Origin of the sequence: Paenibacillus sp. FSL K6-1230, from assembly GCF_038002385.1 — a bacterium.
In the GTDB taxonomy this organism is placed as follows: domain Bacteria; phylum Bacillota; class Bacilli; order Paenibacillales; family Paenibacillaceae; genus Paenibacillus; species Paenibacillus massiliensis.
On record NZ_JBBOCK010000001.1, the window covers coordinates 5,723,970 to 5,746,549 of the forward strand.

Below are 22,580 nucleotides of genomic sequence, written 5' to 3' on the forward strand. Positions count from 1 at the left end.
CCTGTAGAACAGAGCTTCGCTCTACTCCACAGGTTGCTATTTAAGATCAAATTATAATTTCGAACGCTGCGATTCTGGCTTTACCTTGAGACGCAGCAGCATATTAATGATAGGTCGCTTTGTTTTGCCGACCAGCCCGATAATCTCTGCACCAAGCTGCAAAAAGAACATCATGATACAAATCACTACGAACGTCACCCAGTTCGCTTCGTATAATGCCGCAGACGACTGAATCACAGCCAGCACACCGAAGAAAGCAGCAATGCCGTAAATGATCAATACCGTCTGTCTGTGACTAAAGCCAAGCTCTCGCAGGCGGTGATGCAGATGCCCTTTATCAGGTGAGAAAATCGGCTTCTTCTGCAGCTTACGACGAACGATCGCAAAAAACGTATCCGATAATGGCACACCGATAATGATCAGCGGAGTAATAAAGGAGACTACAGCAATCTGCTTGAAGCCTAATAGCGATAGCATCGCAAGACAGAAGCCCAGAAACAAGGAGCCTGTATCACCCATGAAGATCTTGGCCGGGTGGAAATTAAAGAACAGGAATCCAACGATACTGCCCAGCAACACCAGACAAAGCATAGCAACCGCAATGTTGCCCATAAGCAGGGACATCACGAAGATCGTACTGATAGCGATCCCGGAAACGCCAGCAGCCAAGCCATCCAGCCCATCAATGAGATTAATGGCATTCGTTACACCCACAATCCAGAAGATTGTTAGCGGTATAGCGATCCATCCCTCAAGGGAGGAGTAAGAATCAGCAAATGGGATATTTACAAAATCCACACGAATATTAAAAGCAAATACAACCATACAAGCAATAGCAATCTGTACGACGAATTTCAGCTTTGCATTCAGATCAAAACGGTCATCAAGTGCACCGAGTATCGTGATCATCGCTCCACCAACCAAAAACGCCTGAATGAAGTTAATATCCCGGGTCGTAAGTACGCCGTCAGGAACAAATGGAAGCACAGCCAGTATCCCGATAATGAAGGCCAAGAATATAGCCATTCCACCTAGTCGAGGCATAACCCTCGTATGCACCTTGCGGGCATTCGGGACATCCACAACGCCAACCCGAATAGCAAACCTCTTAACCAGCGGTGTCAGGACTAGTGCTAGTACAAGTGCAGCGATAAATCCAATAATATAGATCGGTAACATTTGATCATTCGACCCCCAATTTTAAAGCGAATCCTCTTCAATTTTTAACCAACACATCACATCAACTGAATCGGACCCAACCGCATTGAATTATACTCCGAACGATTCCAAATACCAACCTTCGTTTTATGGCAATTTAGGCGGTTTTAGACGCAAATTCAGGCTATTTACCTAGCTTTCGTCATGTTTTCTTGCTCACGCAGCACTTTCATTGCGAATTTCGGCAGCGCAAGCATTCTTTTATAGCGGCTAGGCTCCTTCATTAGACGATACAGCCATTCCATACGAAGTTTTTGCATAATCTTGGGTGCACGTTTGGATTTTCCAGAGATCACATCGAAGCTTCCACCAACACCCATCATGACCGGAACATTCAATTCCTGCTTGTAACGGTTGATCCACGGCTCCTGCGTATCGGCTCCACGAGCTACGAACAACAGGTCCGGTTCAGCTTTCCGAATATGCTCAATAACCCCTTGATCCTCATTCGGTCCAAAAAAACCGTCTCGAAGCCCACAGATCACAACTTCGGGATAAAGCTCTTTTAACCGCGATGCCGTTGCTTCAATCACTTCGCTGGTAGACCCCAGCAGATACACCCGCCATTTGTAGCTTTCGCCGACGCGAAGCAATTCATGTAACAAATCAAAACCCGCTACGCGCTCAGGCACGGGACTTCCCGCCTTCTCGGCCGCCCATACGACGCCTGTCCCATCCGGAACCAGCAATTCTGCATTCTGCATGACTTGCATGTATGACGGGTTCTCCAGGGCTGTCATGATCATAATGGGATTAGCCGTAATCACCTGATGTACTTGTCTGGATTGTATAGCCTTTGTTAAATATTCCACCGTATCCTTCATATTCATCCGGGATACTGACAACCCGAAGATCGATATGGTCGGCACTTGCTCTGACTGTCTCACTGTTCCTTCACCCTTTGTTCCTCAAATAATGAACGATTCGTTCCGCCGGTCTGCGTGCTTCTTCCTGCAGTTCACGAATCTTGGCTTCCCTGCTTCGTATCCATTCCGAAGGAGATTGAAGGATACGCTCTGCCTCAGCTGCAAGTTGTTCCGCCGTAAGTGTAGCTGTAGTCCCAACAGGTTCGCTATCCAAACGCTTCAGGAAATGATCAATCTTCGGATCATACGATATTCCAAGCAGAGGAATGCTGCGAGAAGCCGCATAGATCAGACTGTGCAGACGCATGCCTATCACCAGATTACAACGACTGACCTCCAGCAGCATTTGCTGCGGATCCAAGACATCCTCGGCAATACTGATCTGACTGCTCCCTTCACTAAAGCTCCCTACCTGTGCCATGACCTCACGCGATGCTTCAACATCGTCCGGCAAATGAAATGGAAGCAAGCGAATATGCACACGCTGACGCTCCCCCAATTGGCGAAGCCCGCGTGCCAACGCGGACAATTCACGACGTTCCTTATCCCAATACCTCACCGACACACCAATCGTCGGCAGAATGCCCGACTCACTGACCGACACAGCGTTCGTATTCTCTGGCAAGGGTAGACCCATGACCGGATCAGGTACGACCTCAATGCCACTTCGTGCCATACCCATACTGGAAAGTAGATCTGCAGATTGCTCATCCCTGACCGAGATATAAGCGGCTTTGCGGAACACTGATCTGATCAGTGGGTGAAAAATTTTACGCTGTACAGGACCTACTCCCTGAGCGTAGATGAAGGTCGGTTTCTTGGCCCACTGTGCTAGCTTGAGGACGCCCAGATAGTAAGGAATCGTCTTGGGACTGGTGACATCCTGCAGCAGACTACCGCCCCCACTGATCAAGCCGTCACTATGCTGAATGGCGCTTCGCACCTCAGCAAGCTTCATCCGGTGAACAGCCTTGACGCCGTACATGCTTGAAGTCCATTCAGGATCAATTGACAGGACAACAGGCTCAATGCGGACACCCGCTTCCTCACCAGCACGCGCTAGCGCAGTCAGGATGGATTTAAGGACGGCCTCATCTCCGCTATTGCGAAAGCCGTAATACCCGGAGATGACTATTGTTTTAACAGGGGCGACCATCTCTTCCAACCCCTTTCTACCAACTGCCACAATCCAATACCAATCAAACCGATGATCAAGCCCAGCACCAGACCCAGCACTCCACGAATCAACGACAGATCCGCAGGGGAATGAATATGCGCGAAGGTATCCACCATCGAGAGCTGGCCAATCACAGCAATAATCAGGACATAAATTGCTTTGCGATATTTCAGGGCAATGAAGGTCCCTGCGATGAATATTGGATGAGCCATCAGGAACTCTTTATTTCTAGGACGCACGCCAAATGTGCTCTCCAGGAATGTACGGAAGCTCATTTCCAGGGAAGAGACTGATCCTGCGTTCCCCGTCCGCTTTAAGTAATACCACACAATAACAGCTACAACAGCTAACAGAATAGCCATAAGAATCGTTACAGGTTGACGAAGAAGCTTCGGAACCTCAGTGCGTATGGACATGCCACGGTAAAAGAAAATATATACAGCCACAAGCATAATTGGTGCCAAGTGAAGCAGGCTTACACCTCTGAATTGATTAAGCACCAAGCTGTAGCTAATGTTATTCAGCAAGGCAATGACGAAAGGCGCCCCTGCCAGGGAGAGAAGAGAAGTCCAGACATAGATCGTTAAGGACTTGCCCAATCTGCTGCTAGCTGACAGTTCTGGTTCCTTCGCCTGACTCTTGCTAATCTGGCGAGCAGCCAGTACCACAGCAATCGTAGGTGCACTGATGGCTGCAAGCAGTGCAATCGCCTGCTCCATAAGCGCTGAGTTCAAGACATATAGCCCCGCAGAGCCGACGAGACCAGCTGCAAAAGCCGGTATTGTCAGGACAGGCACAAAGAACGACACCATTAGAGAGATCAAGGCGATTGCACCTACAACTGCGCCCAGCTTGAAGTAACGCTGCCCGGCTGAATCGCTAACCTGGAAAGCTTCAGCTTGTCCAAGTGTGAAGCCATTATTTTCAATCCGCTGTATTGCGTTGCCCGGAGCCTGCAAAGTATGCACGATATTATCCAGAGAATCCTTGATTTTGGCTTCTGACACATTACGTGTAACTCCTGGATTCACATACATGATCCGAATATTGCGATCTTTCGCTGCTAGCGCAAAACGATCTGCCAACGTCTCAATATCCAGAGCAGAGTCAGCCTGGCTCAAGGAATATAGGCGAGCAACATTATAGTCAGTCAGATAAGCCAATTTGTTGAAGCCCAACTGTGGCTGCTTCAAGTTCTCGATGGCTGCCAGTCCAATATCATATTTGTTCAATAGCTCGGCAAAGCCATTTAAGCTGTTTTTATTGGCTTGTTCAGCGAAGCCTTTTACCGCATCACCTTCAAACAAAATACGTTTTACACCAAACTGCTGGAAAGTCGCGAGCTGTCTCTCCATCCTCTGTTGGTCATAAGGCATACTGTCGTTCAGTCGCGGCATAATGAAGAAGCCCTTGGAGCGCAGGTTTTCCATGGCAATCGGGTCCGCTTGGGTCGGCTTCAACGTAGCATCCTCTGGAGCAGCCTCAATGATCAGACCCGGCAGACCATTCAGCTCCCAGCGCTGTACTGGAATGTCCAAAGTACTGAAGGTCTCTTCTATTAATGGAGTAAGCGCTTGTCCGTTCTCGTTGCTGGTGAACAGCACATATGTAAAATTCCGACTCGCCTCCACCGGCTGATTCATCAGTCTGGAAGCATCCTGCTCGTTATAGATTACGAGACGTCGTGCTTTTCGAAAATCCTCCAGCGTGCTCTCGTAAAGAGACATCGTAGTAACTCCTGCATCATGCAATCTGTCCAACTGCTGATCCAGGAACTCCAGTGGACGGGCCTGATAAGAGGCCACATCTGTCAAATTCCTATAATCCATTGCGATTTCCACAGTCTTGGAGGATCGCTCCGTTGCCAGCCTGTCCACAATTACAGGAATTGAGGCCGCAAGCCCCAGAATGACTATAATCCATAACCATTTACGTGTAGCGATATTCCAACGTTGCCATTTCTGAACCACCAAAGTACCTCCTCATCATTGCAAAACCAATACACTGTGATACATATCTTCCTAATAAACAGGCAACCTCTCCGGCTTGCAGCTCTTGCCGTATGAGAGGTTGCCGGAACACAATGTAATTATTAAATATTTTCTTGAAGCTAAAAAGATGATTTAAGCATCCACCCGAGACATGACGGCTTGCACCAGCGAAGCAATCTTGCTCTCCGCATCAGGAATGGATGTTCCGCGGACGGCAAAATACACCTTAATCTTCGGTTCTGTACCTGATGGACGCAAGCAGAACCAAGACCCATCCTCCAGCATGAATTTAAGTACATTCTCCTTAGGAAGACCATTCAAGCCCTTGGAGTAGTCCAATACTTCCTTCACCTTGATCCCAGCAATCTCCGCAATGGATTCTGTACGCCACTGAGTCATAAGGGATTGAATTTGAGCTACGCCATCCTTGCCTTTAAGTGTACGAGACTCCAAGCTCTCAAGGAAATAGCCGAACTTCTCATACAGCTCCTCCAATACATCGTACAGCGTTTTCCCTTGCGTACTATAGTAAGCAGCAGCTTCCGCAATCAGCATAGATGCAAGTACCGCGTCCTTATCACGTGCATAGTTGCCAGCGAGATAACCATAGCTCTCCTCGTAGCCAAACAAGAAGGTATGATCTCCACTCTGCTCAAAGCCGTTCATTTTCTCACCAATATATTTGAAGCCAGTCAGCGTATTAAATACAGTGGCTCCAAAATGCTCAGCAATAACTGCTCCCATTTCACTGGTTACAATCGTTTTGACGACGGCTCCATTAGCAGGCAGCTTGCCAGCCTCCTGAAGCTGATTTAGCAAATAGTATATCATAATTGCCCCGGACTGATTCCCTGAGAGCACTACGTATTCACCTTGCTTGTTCTTCACCACGGCACCCATGCGGTCCGCATCAGGATCTGTTCCGATGAGCAGATCGGCTCCGACCTTCGTACCAAGCTCAATAGCCAGCTTGAACGCATCGCGTTCCTCTGGATTTGGAGACTTCACCGTAGAGAATTCTGCATCTGGTTGCTCCTGCTCTGGAACGACATGCACCTGCTCAAAGCCGACCTTCGCCAGTACATCGCGAACCGGGATATTACCCGTACCGTGCAGGGGCGTAAAGACCAGCTTGAAGTCCTTGCCTGGGCCGTTCGCAATCAGCTCACGATTCACACTCACCTCTGCGACGGTATCTGTGAAGGCTTGATCCTCATTCTCTCCCAACCATACGAGCAAGCCTTGGGCCTCAGCCTCCTCCTTGCTGATTCTACGGATGTCAGCAAACGAAGGCACCTCGCGAATGTATTGGATAACCTGCTCCGCCTCATGAGGAACAAGCTGTCCTCCTGAGCTGTTATAGACCTTATAGCCGTTGTACTCGGGTGGGTTGTGACTTGCAGTCACGACGATCCCCCCAGTAGCCTGCAGGTGCCGGACACTGAAGGATAGCTGCGGTGTAGAACGCAGGGAAGGGAATAACTTAGCGACGATACCGTTACCAGCCAGCACCAGAGCAGCTTCCAAAGAGAATTCAGGTGAGAAATGACGAGAATCATGAGCAATGACCACCGACGGCTTGCCTTCCCGATCTCCGTGTTGCTCCAGAATATAACGTGCCAATCCTTGCGTCGCTCTGCCGATGACATAACGATTCATCCGGTTGCTACCTGCACCGATTACACCACGGAGGCCCCCAGTACCGAATTCCAGCTCTTTATAAAAACGATCCTCCAATTCCTTGGCCTGACCACCCAGTTCACGAAGCTCCTGCTTCGTAGCCTCATCGATTACCGGGTCTTGAAGCCATTGCTCCAACGTCTCCTGAGCTTGTGTGCTTAATTGTTCCATGTGTAATACCCCTTCCCCACGAATAGAATTAATCTCACCATGACTATGTATTGCTGATGGTTGGATATTCCTTATGCAATCTCCTTACAAAGGGTCAGACAAAGCGAACATGATCTCTCCCTCAGCGACTACCTTGCCATCTACCGAGGCTGTCGCCTTTCCTTTCCCTATGGAGCCCTTGGATCTCGTAATTTCTACTTCCAGCTTCAAAGTGTCACCAGGTACGACCTGTCCACGGAAGCGGAAGCCATCTAGCCCTGCCAGGAAGCCGATCTTCCCGCGATTAGCTTCCAAATGCAGCAGAGCAACTGCTCCGACCTGTGCCAAAGCCTCTGTAATAAGAACGCCAGGCATTACAGGATATTTGGGAAAATGGCCTATAAAATGCGGTTCATTCATCGTTACATTTTTAATGCCAACTGCTCGTTTACCTTCTTCCAGCTCAATAATGCGGTCCACCAATAAGAAAGGTGCCCGATGCGGAATAATCTCCTGAATCTGATTGACGTCCAATTGCTGTGGTTGCACCATAATACGTTAAAGTCCCCTTCCAATCTATAGAATGCTTATACTCAGCCGAACATACCTGCTTTCCACAAGCTTTGCTCAGCAACCTTCATTAGAACTTAGCTTTTTCCAATGGACTGCATAAAATTCAGCTAAAGCGGTAACAACTATATCTATCCTTACACTTTCTGCAGGAGTGAAGGTTGAGATAAGGGGCTTTTTCCACCGTTTTCCACACGGGAAACGGGCGTGAAAAGGCCCTTTTGTCTGCTTGCGATAAAGTCCCCCATCATTATACATTTTTCGAGTGAAAAAAGAAAACTCCGCAAAAGCACCATTTTCTCTACTTCCTATGACCACAAGCTATTTAGAGAAGACAAGAAAAAACCGCCTTCAAAAAGCAAGGCGGTTCTTTGTTACGTCAATTACCTTTAGCGCAACTCTCCTATTCTGTCCAGCACGCGCTTAATCATGACCACTGCCTGCGCACGTGTCGCATTGCCTTTAGGCTGAAAGGTATTGACATTAATTCCTTGAATTACTCCACTTTGGACAGTCTGCGCCACAGCTTCCTTATAACGGATTTTCGATGCATCACGAAATTTCGTTAGTGCCTGCTCTGGTGTGCCAGTTAAGGAAGTATTAACCTCACCATATTTAAGGGCACGTACCATCATTAATGCCATTTCCTCACGGGTGATAAATTGATCTGGTCTAAAAAATCCGTCAGGATACCCAGCAATAATTCCAGCTTCATTGGCTGCTCCAATATATCCACCTTGGTCATCCTGATTCACGTCAGGATAAATCTTAGCTTCCTCCAAGTTAGGTGCCAGGTTCAATGCCTTAGAAATATATTCTGCAAATTCAGCCCGTGTAATATTACGGTCAGGCTCAAATGCATTCGTATTGCTGCTTCTTGCGCCAATAATACCTTTTGAGGTTAGAGCATCGATCTCTGCCTTGGCCCAGTGCTTGCTGGTGTCCGTATAGTCAGTAGAACTAGCCTCTCCACCCGAGGCACTACTCACACCTCCACTTGCTCCGTTACTAGATCCGGAATTAGTGGAGGCATTGTTCCCTGATATTAGGCTCACCCCACCAATAATCAACCCTTGCCCTGCTGCTGCTGCTCCTGTAGTTCCCCCAGCATTTGCACTGCCACCAGAGCCCTCCGATTTATTCGGGTCTGCATACCCGATTAGAATAAGCTGGCCATTAGCCTTTGCTGCCCCGGAGGATAAGAGAATCAGTCTTTTATTGACCGTGTCATATCGAACCAGTGCTGTCTGATCCGCACTTCCTAAATTGATGATGATACGTAAATAAATTTTTCCAATGTGCGACAAATTGATGATCGAATTGGAACGATTGACATCCACTCCGTCCAGTTTACCATACTCATCTGTCTCGCCAGAGTTTGCCGTCCCCGATATGACAATGACTCTGATCTGTATTGCCTCTTGCATAAGCTTAGCCTGACTGCCGTTGATTACAGGTGACACGGACAACTGATCAGGAGATACATATTCAATTTGAATAATAAGATAAAGTGTATCTAAGGTGTCCACACTTAATGCACCGTTCCCAAGCGATCTGGCAATCTCTGCAAAAGGTAGCTCCTTCAAAGGAATCTCATACATCGCTCCCTTGTACTGCACCGCGAACACAGAACGCTTGCCACCATCACCTGCTTCTTGCCAAGCCCTGTACACTGCACTTACTGGCACAACCAACTCCGCTGAGCCTTCCGTGTCAGGCACGTTAAAGATCAATGGCTTGACTGACTTGTTTGTTCCCTGGTTCTCATGAATTTGGATCACGAAGCGCAGCGCTTCCTCAAGCTGTCCTCTGTGAATCATATATCTTGTAATCGCGTTACCGCTGCTAGAGTTGACTTTAACCGCTTTGGCAGTATTTATGTTCAGTACATAGCCACCATTTCCGGACAATGCACTTGAGTTCGCTGTAACAAATGATGGCTGTTTCGGGCTACTTGAGGCAACAGCTGCGCTTTCCGCAGTCACCTCATATTCCACGAAAATCGTAATCTCATTACCGTTCACATCAACAATCGGATCTGCACCCTTGTTGAAGGACACCTTCAGGTTGGTGCTTGCCGCTACAGGAACCGACAAGGTCAGGATGATTTGATTCCCTGAAATTCTGGCTTTCGTAACTGTACGCTTGGTGCTATTCGCATAAATGGTGAATTGCTCTGGCTTTAACACAGTCGTTCTCAATCTGTTGGGATAAGTAATGATAACCTCACTACCCGCAGCTGAAATGGATTGTGGCCTTAATGTTGGTGAATTACTGGCTTCACTTACAATCACTGCTTTATAGTTGTCGAACCCGACAAGCGAGTACCCCGTACCCGCAATGGCGCCACTGCCCTTGGGGTTATAAGATATCGACAATTCATCGTCAGATGAAGGCTTGACCCGTAGCACTAGATAAAGATCATTTCCGCTTGTATACACTCTGGATACCTGTAGCCGGCTCTTCTTCAGCATTACTTTAAAGCCTGATACAGGAAGATTGTCACGCTCTCCAAGGAGCACATTATAACGCAGTCGAATGACGTTATTCTGAACATCAACAGACTGAAGTTCGGGCTTCGTGAGCGATTGTTGAATCTCTGGACTGCTGTTGCTTTGAGTCTCAAAGACAGTTTCAATTGTTTCCGTGTATTTAGCGCCTGTCAGGGAATCAATTACAGCTCCTGATTGGATGGTTATCAGATATGTACTTCCTGGGTTAAGCGGTTGTACGGGTGTAATCCTCAGGGATTGACCCACCGTCTCAATCACACTCTCTACCTCTGCGGAGCTACCTTTCACCCTCAAACGAATGCCCTGCTTATCGCCGATATTGATCTTCTCATTAAAGTAAACTGCAATTTGATAATCAACCGGGATGTTCCAGGCCTTGTCAGCAGGTGTAACCGCTACTAGCTGCAACGGTGTCGCTTCATCTACTGAAGGACTGGTAATCGTTTGTGGAGAAGCGCCCTCTACTGTAAATGTCCAGGCCTCCTTATCAATAATCCCCTCAAAAAAATTCCCTTTATTATTTTTGAAGGCATTATCAGTGATCAGCACATAATATTTCTGGCCATATTCCAGTCCTTCTACGCCCCATATCACTCGCTTCTTATCAGACGAAAGATTAAGTTTGGAGCTATTAACACGCTCATCGAATACCACGAAATCATCTGAAGCCCTCTTTACATACACCCTACCTGTTGATTGCTTCATAATAGGTTGATCGAAGGTCATTGTGAAGTCTATAACTGTACCAGTTATACTGTTGCTAACTGGTGTCTGTTCAACCACGGTCGGTGCCTCCCCAGCCGCCAGCGCTCGGCCTGAAATCCCCAGATTCAGCACAAGGTGAAGTAGAAGCAGCATCGCCATTACTAAAGATATTTTTCTATTCATGTAGTACTATCCCCTTTCAATCTTCAAAACAAAACATCCTCATTATAACATCGAATCCAGAATATAGGATGCATATATTCAAAGAAAGACTCCCTTCTGTTGATCGAATATGCCCAACTAATCGATCCTAGCAAAGGAAGTCCTCATTTGAGAATAAGTATATTAAATTAGAGCGTTACAGCGTGCTACATCTAAGGCGCAAATACCAAATCAAATACATGCTTCCAGGTGTTCAGATCGAGCACCTCTGCCAGCTCCTGCTTGCCTAAGACCACATATCCTGTAACCATACCTCCAGCTAAAGCGATCACTAGGAGCAGTGGTATAATCAGTAACCGCAGGAATCTCCAGCCCGAAGCCTTTACCGGTGCAGGTTGCTTAACCTCTTCTGTCATCATACCAGCCTAAGCCCGTAGGCTGTTCGCCAAGCCCATCATAGTGTCACTGGAGGTAAGAGCTCGTGAAGCCATCTGATACATGCGCTGCGTCTGCAGCATTGTTGTCATTTCCTCCGTCAGATTGACGTTGGATTGCTCCAGCACGCCTTGACGGATTTTTGCATTATCAGGAATGGTAGCAGCTGCTCCCGCTCCAAATACGTCATCTTCCGTTACACCTGTACCCAGGACAAACATATTGCCGTCTCGCAGCTCAAGCCCCTGATAACGCTGAACATTCACGAACTGGATTTCCTGAAGAGAATAATCTTCCTCGCCCTCAATCCGAATAATCACTCGTCCTTGTTCATCAATAGCCACCTTGGAGCCAACCGGAGCAGTGATCTCATTACCGGTACGGTCTAGTACACGATGCCCATCTGCGGTTACGAGCAGCACTTCGTTGCCTTGCGGATTCGCTGGATCAGGTACAAAGCTGAAGCCGCCGTTACGTGTCCATGCCTTCTCACCATTGGCATCAATGGCAAATAATGCATTTCCCACAATCGCCAGATCCGTTGGATTGCCTGTCTCCAGCATGCTGCCTTGCTCCAAGTCCTTGGTCATGGATGCCATCTTCACGCCAAAGCCGAGGTTGTAGCCAAGCGGCATCGCGCGCCCCGTCTGACGATATGTCTCGGGTTGCTGCTGAACACGGGACAACACGTCTTGAAAGCTACCCTCGTCCTTCTTGAAGCCTACTGTATTCACATTTGCTACGTTGTTCGCAATCATATCGAGTCTTTGCTGTGCGCTGGACATCGTTACCATTGCGCCAATCATGGAGTTATTCATCATCTACCTCCCGTTATACACGACCTACTTCATTGACGGCCTTCTCAAGACTCTTATCAAAAAATTGAATGACACGCTGATTCGCCTCATAAGCTCTTGCCGCAGCCATCATATCAATCATCGACTGGGTGGAATCCACATTGGAGCTCTCAACAAAGCCTTGCTTAAGCTGGACGTTATCTTCTGCTCCTAAATAGCGTGCCACAGCTCCGTCTCGATCATCCAGCCTGAAATTACCGTTGCCTTCTCTCATAAGCTGGTATGGTCTGTCGATAACACTGATGCCAAGAGTTACATCTGTCGGCTGACCATCCGCATCCAGCACTTCGCCGCGGGAATTCACCTTAAAATCCGAAGTAGGGCCCGTCACCATAATGGCCTCTCCATTCGTATCGGCCACTCGAAAGCCCGTTGACGTTACCAGTTGTCCATCTGGAGTCACATTGAATTGCCCTCCTCGGGTATACCGCAATTCGTTGTTGGCGTCAAGGACGGTAAAAAATGCCTGCGGCTTGTACGATACTTCTCCGTCTGCATTCACATACTTGCCAGTCGAGTCAAAAGGGATTGGCTCATTGGTCGTCGGGTCCAGCACTTCAAGGTCGGCTTCCAATGCAAAATCCGTATTCTCTCCGCTAGCTGTAATAATCCCCGACACATACGGGGTAAGGCTCTCTTCCGCGAATACGCCAGTATTCAGCCTACCGATGGTACGATTCGGATTATCGGAATGACCACCCATCATGGAAATAAGCACCTCAGGGAAAGCCCGCTGCACACTGTATTCCTGTTTATATCCGGGAGTATTCATATTCGCAATATTCTGCGTAACGGTATCATGACGACGCTGCTGGGTCATCATCCCGGCAGTTGCGGTGTATAATCCTCTTAGCATTCTGGCGCACCTCGCATAATCTATAGTGGAAGCGTCTTGCAACGCTTGTAAAGATAAAAGTCACACATGTATCTACAATTGTTTATCGGCAGGTCAGAACTTTTTCTTAACCACTTGATCAAGATTATTCAGCATAATTCCAGTTCCCTTAACGACACAATGCATCGGGTCCTCTGCGACAAGTACGGGTACGCGCAGCTCTTGAGCCAATAGCTCGTCCAAGCCGTTAAGCAATGCTCCCCCACCTGTCAGAATTACGCCACGATCTATAATATCAGCAGACAGCTCAGGAGGTGTCCGCTCCAGTACCGATTTTGCTGCAGCTACAATAGCCGTCACGGGGTCTGTCAGAGCATCCTGTACTTCCTCCGCTGTGATGGTGATGGTCTTCGGAAGACCTGTCACCATGTCACGTCCGCGAATATCCATCTCAGCTTGCTTACCTTGCGGGTGCACAGTCCCAATAGCGATCTTGATATCCTCCGAGGTGCGCTCCCCAATCAGGAGCTTGTACTTCGTTTTGATGGACTTCATAATGGCTTCATCGAACTTGTCCCCTGCCATCTTGATCGATGAGGCTGTCACGATGTCACCCATAGATAATACTGCTACATCTGTTGTTCCGCCACCGATGTCCACCACCATGTTGCCGCTAGGCTCAAAAATGTCCATACCTGCGCCAATCGCAGCTGCCTTCGGCTCCTCCTCGAGAAATACCTCTCTGGCTCCGCTCCGCTCCGCTGCTTGACGAATCGCCTTCTGCTCAACAGAAGTAATATTCGTCGGCGCACAGATCAGAATGCGTGGATGACTATACCAGCTCTTGCCGCCTACGCGGCTGATAAAGTACTTGAGCATGGCCTCCGTAATCTCAAAATCAGCGATAACACCATCACGCAGCGGTCGAATCGCCACGATATTACCAGGTGTCCGTCCTACCATCCGCCGGGCTTCTTCACCGACAGCAAGGACCCTCTTGGTATCACTTTCAATCGTCACGACAGAGGGTTCGTCAAGTACGACCCCCTTTCCTTTCACGTGTATTAGCACGTTGGCCGTGCCGAGATCGATTCCGATGTCCTTGCTAATCATATAAAGAGCCCCCAAAGTAATATTTTAAAAAATGTCGACAAGAAACGGCAATTGTATGTATTAAACGAGTATTACATGTCATAATTCGATCTTGTACCATCTTTTAACATATCATACTTCAGGGGAAGTATTCAATGGATTTGTCAGCTATACCTTATCAATTTACTCAATTATTTCAGGATTTGGCTGACACCAGCACGTCTCTTTTCTTACTGCTCGTTTTTTTGTATTTAATCTTGGTCGCCTCTCCTCCCCGCAGATGGCGGATCGATTTATGATATTCGAGAATATGCTTCACCTGATCCGCTAGGTCCGGATTAATTTCAGGTAGCCGCTCCGTCAGGTCCTTATGCACCGTGCTCTTTGAGACACCGAATTCCTTGGCGATGGTTCGGACCGTATGCCTTGTTTCCACGATACAGCGACCGATCTTGATGGTCCGTTCCTTGATGTAATCGTGCACGCTCCCGCCTCCCTACTGTGGATAGTTTGGTACATTATATGAGTGGCGTGCCTAGATATTCTTGCTTTGGCGGTGTGACAAGCATCGGGAGGCCCTTTTATTTTGCGGATGGCATCAAGGAACACAATGATGAATACTTATACGTTTCCAAAAAAAAAAGCCCCTCACCATCATGTATGCATGGTGAAGGGACTTTCCTGCATGAACGTAGATATGGTAATGCATGACGCTTCATACAGCCTTGCGATTGATTTATATCACTTTGTTGATGGACAAGCTTAGAAAGCTTATTGCTTCGGCAGAACTGTCACTGGATTTACTGGCTGACCATCCTGGATAACCTCGAAATGAAGGTGATTCTTGAGATCCTTCTCCATCTCACTACGTCCAGCTACCGCAATTACATCCTGTTGCTTGACGGCATCGCCCTCCTTGACCTTCACATGATCAAGGCTTTGGTAGACCGTCTTGAGATTGTTGTCATGCGTAATCTCCACAATACTGCCCATTAGTGGATGCTGCTCTACCCGAGTTACTTTTCCGCTCATAGCAGCCTGGATATCAAATACCTGATCATCCGCACGAGCCAGATCAATTCCTGTGTTAGCTGTGAAGGTCTGGTCATACTCTACCATCGCAGAGGCTTGTTCTTCTTCACTGGCATTGGTGTCAAAAAACGGCTTCACGACTTGTACCTCTGTAGCATTCGCTACAGGCCATACCATGTTCTCCGACTGAGCGACGACTTCCATGCTATCCTGCTCTCCTGTCATACCAACGTCTTCGCCAACTGAGACTTGCTGTGCTTCGGTCGGGTCTTGCTGAAGAGGTGTCTTGCTGCCATCCTGATAGACCCACACGAGAGTTAATATAATGGCTGCTGCGGCAATGTAGGCTGCAGGATAGACCCACCTTTTAGACAACAGCTTCCTCCATGAAGACGACTGTGCGCCTTGTTCTCCCATTTTTGTTTTGGAAGAGTCTTCATGATTCTGGTTTTTGTTTTCTTCATTCATGATTATCACCTCAGTAACAAGTGTTACCGGGTGCAACTCTTTTATACTCGTAAACTCAGAAAATTTGAAAATTTATCCTTCCTGCCTGGTTGTTAACAGTTTTGAAGCCTTAGCGAAGGAGATTCCCGTGTAGTAGTGTTGAAGAATCTTCGTCGTCGTATAGCCCTCTTTGGCCATGCCATTCGCTCCCCATTGACTCATCCCCACTCCATGCCCATTTCCAAAGGTAGTGATGGTAACGCCCTGCGAGTCTTCCTGCCAGGTAAATTCGCTGGATCGGAGTCCTAGTCTACTACGAACCTCCACTCCGGAATAGACCTCGTCTCCTATACGAATTTTCTCAATGCGATGCCCGGCTGTCTTCGATATTGTGCGCATTTCCGGGAGACTCTTGTTCGACGAAAGCGTGGCGATGGCCTTTCGCGGGAGGTTAAGCTTCTGAATCAGCTCGTCCCTTGTGAACCTGACCGTCTTCCGATAACCAGGTGCAATCTTCTGATCCCATGGGCTCGGGACACTGCGCAGATAGGGTACTCTGGCTTGCCACACATCCTCAGAGTTCTCTGTGTATCCGTTGCTTGTTGAAAAAAACGAAGCCGTAATCGGTCGTCCACCGTATACCATAATAATATCTCTAGTGTCTTGTACCGCTTTTCGAATTTTTGCGAGAGCTTCCGCTTTGCCAGCATTCTCCCAGTTCTTCTTCAGGCTTTCCTCTGAAAGATAGACCTGATGCTGAATGGTATCTGTCACATCTGCACCAGGTGAACCGCTACGGTCTTGCGCGGACAGTCGCCTTACGATAAAGGTTCGTGCAGCAATGGCCTGGGCCTTAAGTGCCTCCGTTTCAAACGAAGCTGGCATCTCGGCAGCTACCACCCCAGCCACATAGTCTTCTAATAGGACGGTTTCAGTAGTGCCTGACGCGCTAAGTAGCACCGTCACTTGAATGTCCTGAGATGCTGTACTCTGCGTTCCTACTGGATGTCTACCAGCTTCAGAGGAAGCTGACGACTGATCCGTAGCTGGTGGATTTGGCCATTCATGCCCAGGGCCAACTAACACCGTCGGAATCACCAGAACCAAAGCGAAGAAGACAGCTGCGCCAGTTAATGGGAGCCATGGGCGAACAGCCTGTCCAGGGGGCTTCGACGGAGTCCAGCGAGTGTTGCCTCGATATTCTTTCATCTATTGTGCAGCCTCCATACCATGATTAAGCTCCAGCTATCTTGCATTGCCGGATACTGAATCTTATGAAGACCATCTAGCAAATAGAACTCTTAAATAGAGCCTGCTTGAGAGAATCGAAGGAAGGATCGGGGCCAACGATGTTGACGTACAAACAAAAAAATCGCCCACCGCAAATGCGATGGACGACCGTAGCCAGTGGTAAGCACCATGGCTATATGTGCAACCTTGTGAAAACAGGTTACTGTTGATTAAGCTAATGTAGGTTGTACTTTGAAAATAGGAGAGGTTTCTTCCTTCAGCAGGCTCTCAGCAGCAGGCTCGTTCTTGGTCTCTTCAACTACTACACGATAGATATCCGCTCCGAGCTTGGAGAGCTTCTCGGCCAAATGTACATATCCACGATCGATATGATGCACACCAGACACCTCAGTTGTGCCTTCTGCAACCAGACCAGCAAGAATTAAAGCTGCTCCTGCCCGCAGGTCCGTCGCACATACTTTCGCGCCTGTCAGCTGAGCCTCACCCGTAATAATGGATGTTCTGCCCTCAACCTTAATCTCTGCATTCATAAGATGGAATTCATCCACGTGCATGAAACGGTTCTCAAAGACCGTCTCCGTGATGACACTTGTGCCCTTGGCCACCAACTGCAATGCCATCATCTGGGACTGCATGTCGGTTGGAAACCCAGGGTATGGAAGAGTCTTGATATCCACAGCCTTTAGTGGCTTGTCGCTGATGACGCGAATGCCGTTCTCATCCGGTTGGATCGTGACACCCATTTCCTCAAGCTTCGAAATGACTGGACCCAGATGGTCGGAGATTGCGCCTTCTACATAGACATCTCCACCTGTAATGGCCGCAGCTGCCATGTAGGTCCCCGCTTCAATACGGTCCGGAATGACAACATGCCGAGTGCCATGCATTTTCTCCACACCTTCAATGCGGATCATGCCGGTACCCGCCCCACGAACCTTGGCGCCCATGCCGTTCAGATAGTTAGCCAGATCCACAATTTCCGGTTCCTTGGCAGCATTCTCAATGATCGTAGTACCTTCGGCGAGCACCGCTGCCATCATGATGTTCTCGGTTGCTCCTACGCTAGCCACATCCAGATAGATTTTGGCTCCACGCAGACGTCCTGCACTGCGAGCCTCTACATAGCCCTGGCCCATGCTGATCTCGGCGCCAAGCGCTTCAAATCCCTTCAGATGCTGATCAATCGGACGAGTACCGATGGCGCAACCGCCTGGCAACGAGATACGTGTATGTCCCATACGCGCAAGCAAAGGCCCCATAACCAAAAACGATGCCCGCATTTTACGGACCCATTCATAAGGGGCTTCACAAGAGGTAATGGACTTTGCATCTACACGAATTGTCTCATTCTGGTATGTAACGCTCGCACCCAGAGATTCCAATACTTTATTAATCGTCATCACATCATCTAGGGGAGGCGCATCGATAATGACACTCTCTCCTTCTTCTCCCAGCAGAGAAGCTGCGATAATCGGAAGAACGGAATTTTTAGCCCCGCTTACCTTCACTGTTCCGACCAATCGGTTGCCACCGCGGACGATAAATTTGCTCATTATGATTTCCCTCCGCGCGTTCGTGTTCCTTTTCGGTCCGAAAAAGAACGTAATCCGCTATTTTCGTGCCCATCACGGGCGTTTCATTGTGAACTCACTAACTTGCATCATATCATCGTTTAAAACTTGGATTCAAGCGTTTTTTGATGGCTTACCCTTCAGAACCAGTCAGCGTTCGACAATCCCTGTCTTCCAGCCTACAAGTGATTAACCAAAGGGTATACCCTTAAAACAAATGACGCAGCATCTGGCTCCAGGACATATAATCCAAAATGAAACCAGCCACGAAGCGTCCAAGCACGATCGCAAACAATAGATGCAGCAATCTGCCCTGCGGTCCCTTAGGGTGCCTGATCAGTAGATCCAGCTTGAAGTTCTGGAGCGCCCACCATGACAGACCGATACATAAAAGAGAGATCAGCATGGATATTAAGCCATTGGCGCTTGCAGCCTGACTCAGCTGCCGGGTCAACTCATCACTCATAGTTCAACCCCCGTAACGCAGACTCTTCTGTAATGAACAGGAGTGCTCTGCATGAATACTGTATTTTTAATTCTTGTTATATATAGCGGGCAGCAAAATGAGATTAAACATTGCTTGCCTGCTTAATTGACTACTCTATAATACTTGGCAAACGCATAACAATCTAGTCCTAATTCATAAAGAACTGCTTTTTTTCGACAAATTCTGTTTGTTGCTGGTAGTATTCACCAAAACGGGACAATATGATTCCTATAATCGCCTTACTTCCACATCCGAGTGGGTATGCACTATCCTATGCATCAAAAAGCCCGACAGTCACATCTGCCGGGCTTTTTTTGAGAACTGATTCAAAATACCTATTTCTTGGCGCCTCCTGAGACGTTCAGACGGTTCAAAGCCTTTTGCAGTGCAATCTCTGCACGCAGATGATCGATGTCAGTGCGGTTGCTTTGGACACGTAGCTCTGCACGCTCTCTTGCGGCACGAGCACGCTCCACATCAATATCTTCAGCTCGCTCTGCACTTTCAGCAAGAACGATGACCTTCTCCTTACGTACCTCAACAAATCCGCCGTTCACAGCAATAACCTCTGTATTGCCTCCGGTCTTAATACGCATAGGGGCGATCTGCAGTGGAGTAACCATTGGAATGTGTCCTGGCAATATTCCCAGATCACCTTCTACGCCTCTTACACTCAAGCCATTCACTTGCTCGGAATAGACTTGCCGGTCCGGAGTTACAATCTCCAACAAAAAGGTGCTCACTTCCATCCCTCCTGAACAGCTGTCCGCAAGACAGCCCACCTAAAGGCTATGTGCGGTTAAGCACCATTACAGATGCTTGGCCTTCTCGACTGCTTCTTCAATAGTTCCGACAAACAGGAATGCCGCCTCCGGCAGATTGTCATGCTTGCCCTCAAGAATTTCCTTGAAGCTGCGCACCGTTTCCTTAACCGGAACATATTTACCCGGAATGCCGTTGAATGCTTCTGCAACGTGGAATGGCTGGGACAGGAAACGCTGAATTTTACGTGCACGTGCTACCAGCATTTTATCCTCTTCACTCAGCTCATCCATACCAAGGATTGCGATAATATCTTGAAGCTCGTTATAACGGGCCAGAATCTGCTTGACGCCTTGAGCTACATTGTAATGCTCTTCACCAACAACCTCTGGTGCCAGAATCCGGGAGCTGGATGCGAGTGGATCTACCGCAGGGTAGATACCCATCTCGGAGATTTTACGCTCCAAGTTGGTCGTTGCATCCAAGTGAGCAAATGTCGTAGCCGGAGCCGGGTCAGTATAGTCATCCGCAGGCACGTAAATCGCCTGAATGGAAGTAACGGAACCTTTTTTCGTGGAAGTGATCCGCTCTTGCAATTGTCCCATCTCCGTTGCCAGAGTTGGCTGGTAACCTACCGCCGATGGCATACGTCCAAGAAGGGCAGATACCTCGGAGCCCGCTTGGGTGAAACGGAAGATGTTATCAATAAACAGCAATACGTCACGGCCTTCTTGATCACGGAAGTACTCCGCCATCGTCAGACCAGTCAACGCTACGCGGAGACGAGCGCCTGGAGGCTCGTTCATTTGTCCGAATACCATCGCTGTCTTGTTAATTACACCGGAATCCTTCATTTCATGATACAGGTCATTACCTTCACGAGTCCGCTCGCCCACACCTGCAAATACAGAAATACCACCGTGCTCCTGTGCGATGTTGTTGATAAGCTCCTGAATGGTAACCGTCTTACCTACACCCGCACCACCGAAGAGGCCAACTTTACCACCCTTTGCGTAAGGAGCCAGCAGGTCAATAACCTTGATACCTGTCTCCAGCATTTCTGCCTGAGTAGTCAGTTCATCAAATGAAGGTGCTTTGCGGTGGATCGGATTACGGGTCGCATCGGATAGATCTCCCGCTTCATCAATTGGTGCACCCAGTACGTTAAATACACGTCCAAGAGTTACTTCACCAACAGGCACCGCAATTGGCGCCCCCGTATCGACTGCATCTAATCCGCGCACGAGACCATCCGTAGATGACATCGCGATACAACGTACGCGATTATCACCCAAATGCTTGGAAGCTTCCAGGGTCAGATCAACCTTGCGACCGCCCTCTATCTCTGCTTGGATCGTGATTGCATTAAGAATTTCTGGAAGGTGACCACGTTCGAATTCAACGTCGACTACCGGACCCATGATGCTCACAACACGTCCTTTGTTCATCTTCCTGTTTCCCTCCTACATGCTTGCACAGCTGCAAATCCCGCTACTGTTACCTTTGTTTTTTGCGCCGTTAAGCCGTCATTTTATATACCTTAGCGCGTAGCATTCAGGATTATCCGCAATCATAATTACGGCTAGACCAGACGCTCATTCGCATGAATGTTATACCTGTGCGTTAGCCCCAGCTACGATCTCCGTAATTTCTTGCGTAATCGCCGCCTGACGGGCACGGTTATAGGTAAGTGACAATTCATTAATCATTTTGGTTGCATTCTTCGTTGCAGAGCCCATTGCAGTCATCTTCGCACCTAATTCACTAGCTTTACCTTCCAGCAAAGCACCATAAATCAGCGTCTCTGCATAACGAGGCAACAGTACCTCAAGCACGCCAGCAGCAGAAGGCTCATACTCATAATCTATTCGCTCAGCTGACTGGGTAGCTTCTGGAGTTGCCATTGGCAGAAGACGTTCTACAGTAGGAATTTGGGTCAATGCATTAACAAAACGGTTATAGCATACATATAGCTCATCATATTGACTCAGCTCGAAGCCATGAACCGCTTTGTGGGCAATCGCCTTAATATCTGCGAACACTGGAGAGTCAGACAGGTCTGTAACGACATCCTGCAGCACTTGACCACGTCTGGTAAAGAAGTCTCTTCCTTTACGTCCGATTACGAACAGCTCGTATTCGTCCTTGGACTGATGACGTTCAGCCAGCGTAGTTGTGACTTGGCGCAGGATATTGGCGTTATAGCCACCTGTGAGGCCAGCATCCGAAGTAATCACCAGATAAGCTGATTTCTTGACAGGTCTGCTCTGCAGCATCGGATGCTGCACATCATTCTGTCCAGTCGCGATACTTTCAACTACTTCTTTTAGCTTCTCAGCATAAGGACGTGCCGCATCTGCCTTCTCTTGCGCTCTTCTGAGCTTGGCAGCTGCTACCATCTCCATTGCCTTGGTAATCTGCTTCGTATTCTGAACACTCTTGATCTGGCGTTTAATCTCGCGCATACCTTTTGCCATGATTTCACCACCTTCAAGCTTTGACGAAGTCAAAGCTACTTCGTAAACATCTTGCTAGACTTTGACGGAGTCAAAGTTACTCGTAAGCATCTACTAGGCTTTGACGGAGTCAAAGTTACTTCGTAAAGACTCGCTATGCTTTGACGAAATCATACACTCTCTCGGATTCATATATCCAGGTGATGATTCCGTCAAAGCAGTATTGTACGCTGTCGATTCGCACTCCAGTCGAATCGGAGCTTACTCAAGCTATTTACAGCTCCGGAGTACACCCAGAGCGTATTCATTAGAGCAATGATCTA

At 48.2% G+C, this 22,580-nt stretch carries 19 protein-coding genes; all 19 read right to left on the bottom strand.

Annotated elements, in window-relative coordinates:
- Window positions 1-51 precede the first annotated feature (51 nt).
- The 19 genes from MKX74_RS25365 to atpG all read right to left on the bottom strand — a co-directional run bounded on the left by MKX74_RS25365 (window position 52) and on the right by atpG (window position 22,278).
- Entirely contained in the window at window positions 52-1,179 is a 1,128-nt protein-coding gene (locus MKX74_RS25365; RefSeq protein ID WP_018884169.1) for a glycosyltransferase family 4 protein, read from the bottom strand.
- 167 nt (window positions 1,180-1,346) lie between these two features.
- Window positions 1,347-2,048, bottom strand: coding sequence for a WecB/TagA/CpsF family glycosyltransferase (locus MKX74_RS25370; protein ID WP_341180656.1), 702 nt, complete (start codon window positions 2,046-2,048; stop codon window positions 1,347-1,349).
- Between the two features lie 64 nt (window positions 2,049-2,112).
- Window positions 2,113-3,240 carry a polysaccharide pyruvyl transferase CsaB gene (gene csaB, locus MKX74_RS25375; RefSeq protein ID WP_341180657.1) on the bottom strand — a complete coding sequence of 376 codons (1,128 nt, stop codon included), beginning with the start codon at window positions 3,238-3,240 and terminating at the stop codon, window positions 2,113-2,115.
- A complete protein-coding gene (locus MKX74_RS25380) occupies window positions 3,216-5,231 on the bottom strand; it encodes a DUF5693 family protein (RefSeq protein WP_341180168.1) in 2,016 nt (671 codons plus the stop codon). Before MKX74_RS25380 ends, csaB begins: the two co-directional genes overlap by 25 nt.
- Window positions 5,232-5,384: 153 nt before the next feature.
- Window positions 5,385-7,103 carry a phospho-sugar mutase gene (locus MKX74_RS25385; RefSeq protein WP_018884165.1) on the bottom strand — a complete coding sequence of 573 codons (1,719 nt, stop codon included), beginning with the start codon at window positions 7,101-7,103 and terminating at the stop codon, window positions 5,385-5,387.
- Window positions 7,104-7,187: 84 nt separating this feature from the next.
- Window positions 7,188-7,634: a 3-hydroxyacyl-ACP dehydratase FabZ gene (fabZ, locus tag MKX74_RS25390; RefSeq protein ID WP_018884164.1), complete on the bottom strand. Its 447-nt coding sequence runs from the start codon at window positions 7,632-7,634 to the stop codon at window positions 7,188-7,190.
- Window positions 7,635-8,041: 407 nt separating this feature from the next.
- Window positions 8,042-11,053 carry an S-layer homology domain-containing protein gene (locus tag MKX74_RS25395; protein ID WP_341180169.1) on the bottom strand — a complete coding sequence of 1,004 codons (3,012 nt, stop codon included), beginning with the start codon at window positions 11,051-11,053 and terminating at the stop codon, window positions 8,042-8,044.
- A 191-nt stretch (window positions 11,054-11,244) separates the two neighbouring features.
- The gene (locus MKX74_RS25400) at window positions 11,245-11,451 is read right to left on the bottom strand and encodes a DNA-directed RNA polymerase subunit beta (protein ID WP_018884161.1); all 207 of its coding nucleotides are present in this window, start codon (window positions 11,449-11,451) and stop codon (window positions 11,245-11,247) included.
- A 6-nt stretch (window positions 11,452-11,457) separates the two neighbouring features.
- Complete coding sequence (locus MKX74_RS25405) at window positions 11,458-12,285, bottom strand: flagellar hook-basal body protein (RefSeq protein ID WP_028589732.1); 828 nt, start codon at window positions 12,283-12,285, stop codon at window positions 11,458-11,460.
- A 13-nt stretch (window positions 12,286-12,298) separates the two neighbouring features.
- Window positions 12,299-13,180: a flagellar hook-basal body protein gene (locus MKX74_RS25410; RefSeq protein WP_028589733.1), complete on the bottom strand. Its 882-nt coding sequence runs from the start codon at window positions 13,178-13,180 to the stop codon at window positions 12,299-12,301.
- Between the two features lie 93 nt (window positions 13,181-13,273).
- Window positions 13,274-14,272 (bottom strand): rod shape-determining protein, encoded by a 999-nt coding sequence (locus MKX74_RS25415; RefSeq protein ID WP_018884158.1) that lies wholly within the window; start codon window positions 14,270-14,272, stop codon window positions 13,274-13,276.
- Between the two features lie 175 nt (window positions 14,273-14,447).
- Window positions 14,448-14,735 carry a sporulation transcriptional regulator SpoIIID gene (gene spoIIID / locus MKX74_RS25420; protein ID WP_018884157.1) on the bottom strand — a complete coding sequence of 96 codons (288 nt, stop codon included), beginning with the start codon at window positions 14,733-14,735 and terminating at the stop codon, window positions 14,448-14,450.
- Window positions 14,736-15,022: 287 nt separating this feature from the next.
- The gene (locus tag MKX74_RS25425; protein ID WP_025681505.1) at window positions 15,023-15,751 is read right to left on the bottom strand and encodes a M23 family metallopeptidase; all 729 of its coding nucleotides are present in this window, start codon (window positions 15,749-15,751) and stop codon (window positions 15,023-15,025) included.
- A 72-nt stretch (window positions 15,752-15,823) separates the two neighbouring features.
- Window positions 15,824-16,939 carry a stage II sporulation protein D gene (spoIID, locus tag MKX74_RS25430; protein WP_341180170.1) on the bottom strand — a complete coding sequence of 372 codons (1,116 nt, stop codon included), beginning with the start codon at window positions 16,937-16,939 and terminating at the stop codon, window positions 15,824-15,826.
- A gap of 251 nt (window positions 16,940-17,190) precedes the next feature.
- Window positions 17,191-18,534, bottom strand: a complete 1,344-nt coding sequence (gene murA / locus MKX74_RS25435) for a UDP-N-acetylglucosamine 1-carboxyvinyltransferase (RefSeq protein ID WP_341180171.1) — start codon at window positions 18,532-18,534, stop codon at window positions 17,191-17,193.
- A 226-nt stretch (window positions 18,535-18,760) separates the two neighbouring features.
- Window positions 18,761-19,018, bottom strand: a complete 258-nt coding sequence (locus tag MKX74_RS25440; RefSeq protein ID WP_018884153.1) for a DUF1146 family protein — start codon at window positions 19,016-19,018, stop codon at window positions 18,761-18,763.
- 356 nt (window positions 19,019-19,374) lie between these two features.
- The gene (locus MKX74_RS25445; protein ID WP_018884152.1) at window positions 19,375-19,782 is read right to left on the bottom strand and encodes a F0F1 ATP synthase subunit epsilon; all 408 of its coding nucleotides are present in this window, start codon (window positions 19,780-19,782) and stop codon (window positions 19,375-19,377) included.
- A gap of 66 nt (window positions 19,783-19,848) precedes the next feature.
- Window positions 19,849-21,249 carry a F0F1 ATP synthase subunit beta gene (gene atpD / locus MKX74_RS25450; RefSeq protein ID WP_018884151.1) on the bottom strand — a complete coding sequence of 467 codons (1,401 nt, stop codon included), beginning with the start codon at window positions 21,247-21,249 and terminating at the stop codon, window positions 19,849-19,851.
- Between the two features lie 162 nt (window positions 21,250-21,411).
- Complete coding sequence (gene atpG, locus MKX74_RS25455) at window positions 21,412-22,278, bottom strand: ATP synthase F1 subunit gamma (RefSeq protein WP_018884150.1); 867 nt, start codon at window positions 22,276-22,278, stop codon at window positions 21,412-21,414.
- Between the last annotated feature and the right edge of the window lie 302 nt (window positions 22,279-22,580).

What these genes read in the sequence shown, in the direction of transcription:
- MKX74_RS25365 (WP_018884169.1), bottom strand. Translation starts at nt 1,179, where the DNA reads ATGTTACCGATCTATATTATTGGATTTATCGCTGCACTTGTACTAGCA.
- MKX74_RS25370 (WP_341180656.1), bottom strand. Translation starts at nt 2,048, where the DNA reads ATGAATATGAAGGATACGGTGGAATATTTAACAAAGGCTATACAATCC.
- csaB (WP_341180657.1), bottom strand. Translation starts at nt 3,240, where the DNA reads ATGGTCGCCCCTGTTAAAACAATAGTCATCTCCGGGTATTACGGCTTT.
- MKX74_RS25385 (WP_018884165.1), bottom strand. Translation starts at nt 7,103, where the DNA reads ATGGAACAATTAAGCACACAAGCTCAGGAGACGTTGGAGCAATGGCTT.
- fabZ (WP_018884164.1), bottom strand. Translation starts at nt 7,634, where the DNA reads ATGGTGCAACCACAGCAATTGGACGTCAATCAGATTCAGGAGATTATT.
- MKX74_RS25395 (WP_341180169.1), bottom strand. Translation starts at nt 11,053, where the DNA reads ATGAATAGAAAAATATCTTTAGTAATGGCGATGCTGCTTCTACTTCAC.
- MKX74_RS25400 (WP_018884161.1), bottom strand. Translation starts at nt 11,451, where the DNA reads ATGATGACAGAAGAGGTTAAGCAACCTGCACCGGTAAAGGCTTCGGGC.
- MKX74_RS25405 (WP_028589732.1), bottom strand. Translation starts at nt 12,285, where the DNA reads ATGAATAACTCCATGATTGGCGCAATGGTAACGATGTCCAGCGCACAG.
- MKX74_RS25410 (WP_028589733.1), bottom strand. Translation starts at nt 13,180, where the DNA reads ATGCTAAGAGGATTATACACCGCAACTGCCGGGATGATGACCCAGCAG.
- MKX74_RS25415 (WP_018884158.1), bottom strand. Translation starts at nt 14,272, where the DNA reads ATGATTAGCAAGGACATCGGAATCGATCTCGGCACGGCCAACGTGCTA.
- MKX74_RS25425 (WP_025681505.1), bottom strand. Translation starts at nt 15,751, where the DNA reads ATGAATGAAGAAAACAAAAACCAGAATCATGAAGACTCTTCCAAAACA.
- spoIID (WP_341180170.1), bottom strand. Translation starts at nt 16,939, where the DNA reads ATGAAAGAATATCGAGGCAACACTCGCTGGACTCCGTCGAAGCCCCCT.
- murA (WP_341180171.1), bottom strand. Translation starts at nt 18,534, where the DNA reads ATGAGCAAATTTATCGTCCGCGGTGGCAACCGATTGGTCGGAACAGTG.
- MKX74_RS25440 (WP_018884153.1), bottom strand. Translation starts at nt 19,018, where the DNA reads ATGAGTGATGAGTTGACCCGGCAGCTGAGTCAGGCTGCAAGCGCCAAT.
- atpD (WP_018884151.1), bottom strand. Translation starts at nt 21,249, where the DNA reads ATGAACAAAGGACGTGTTGTGAGCATCATGGGTCCGGTAGTCGACGTT.
- atpG (WP_018884150.1), bottom strand. Translation starts at nt 22,278, where the DNA reads ATGGCAAAAGGTATGCGCGAGATTAAACGCCAGATCAAGAGTGTTCAG.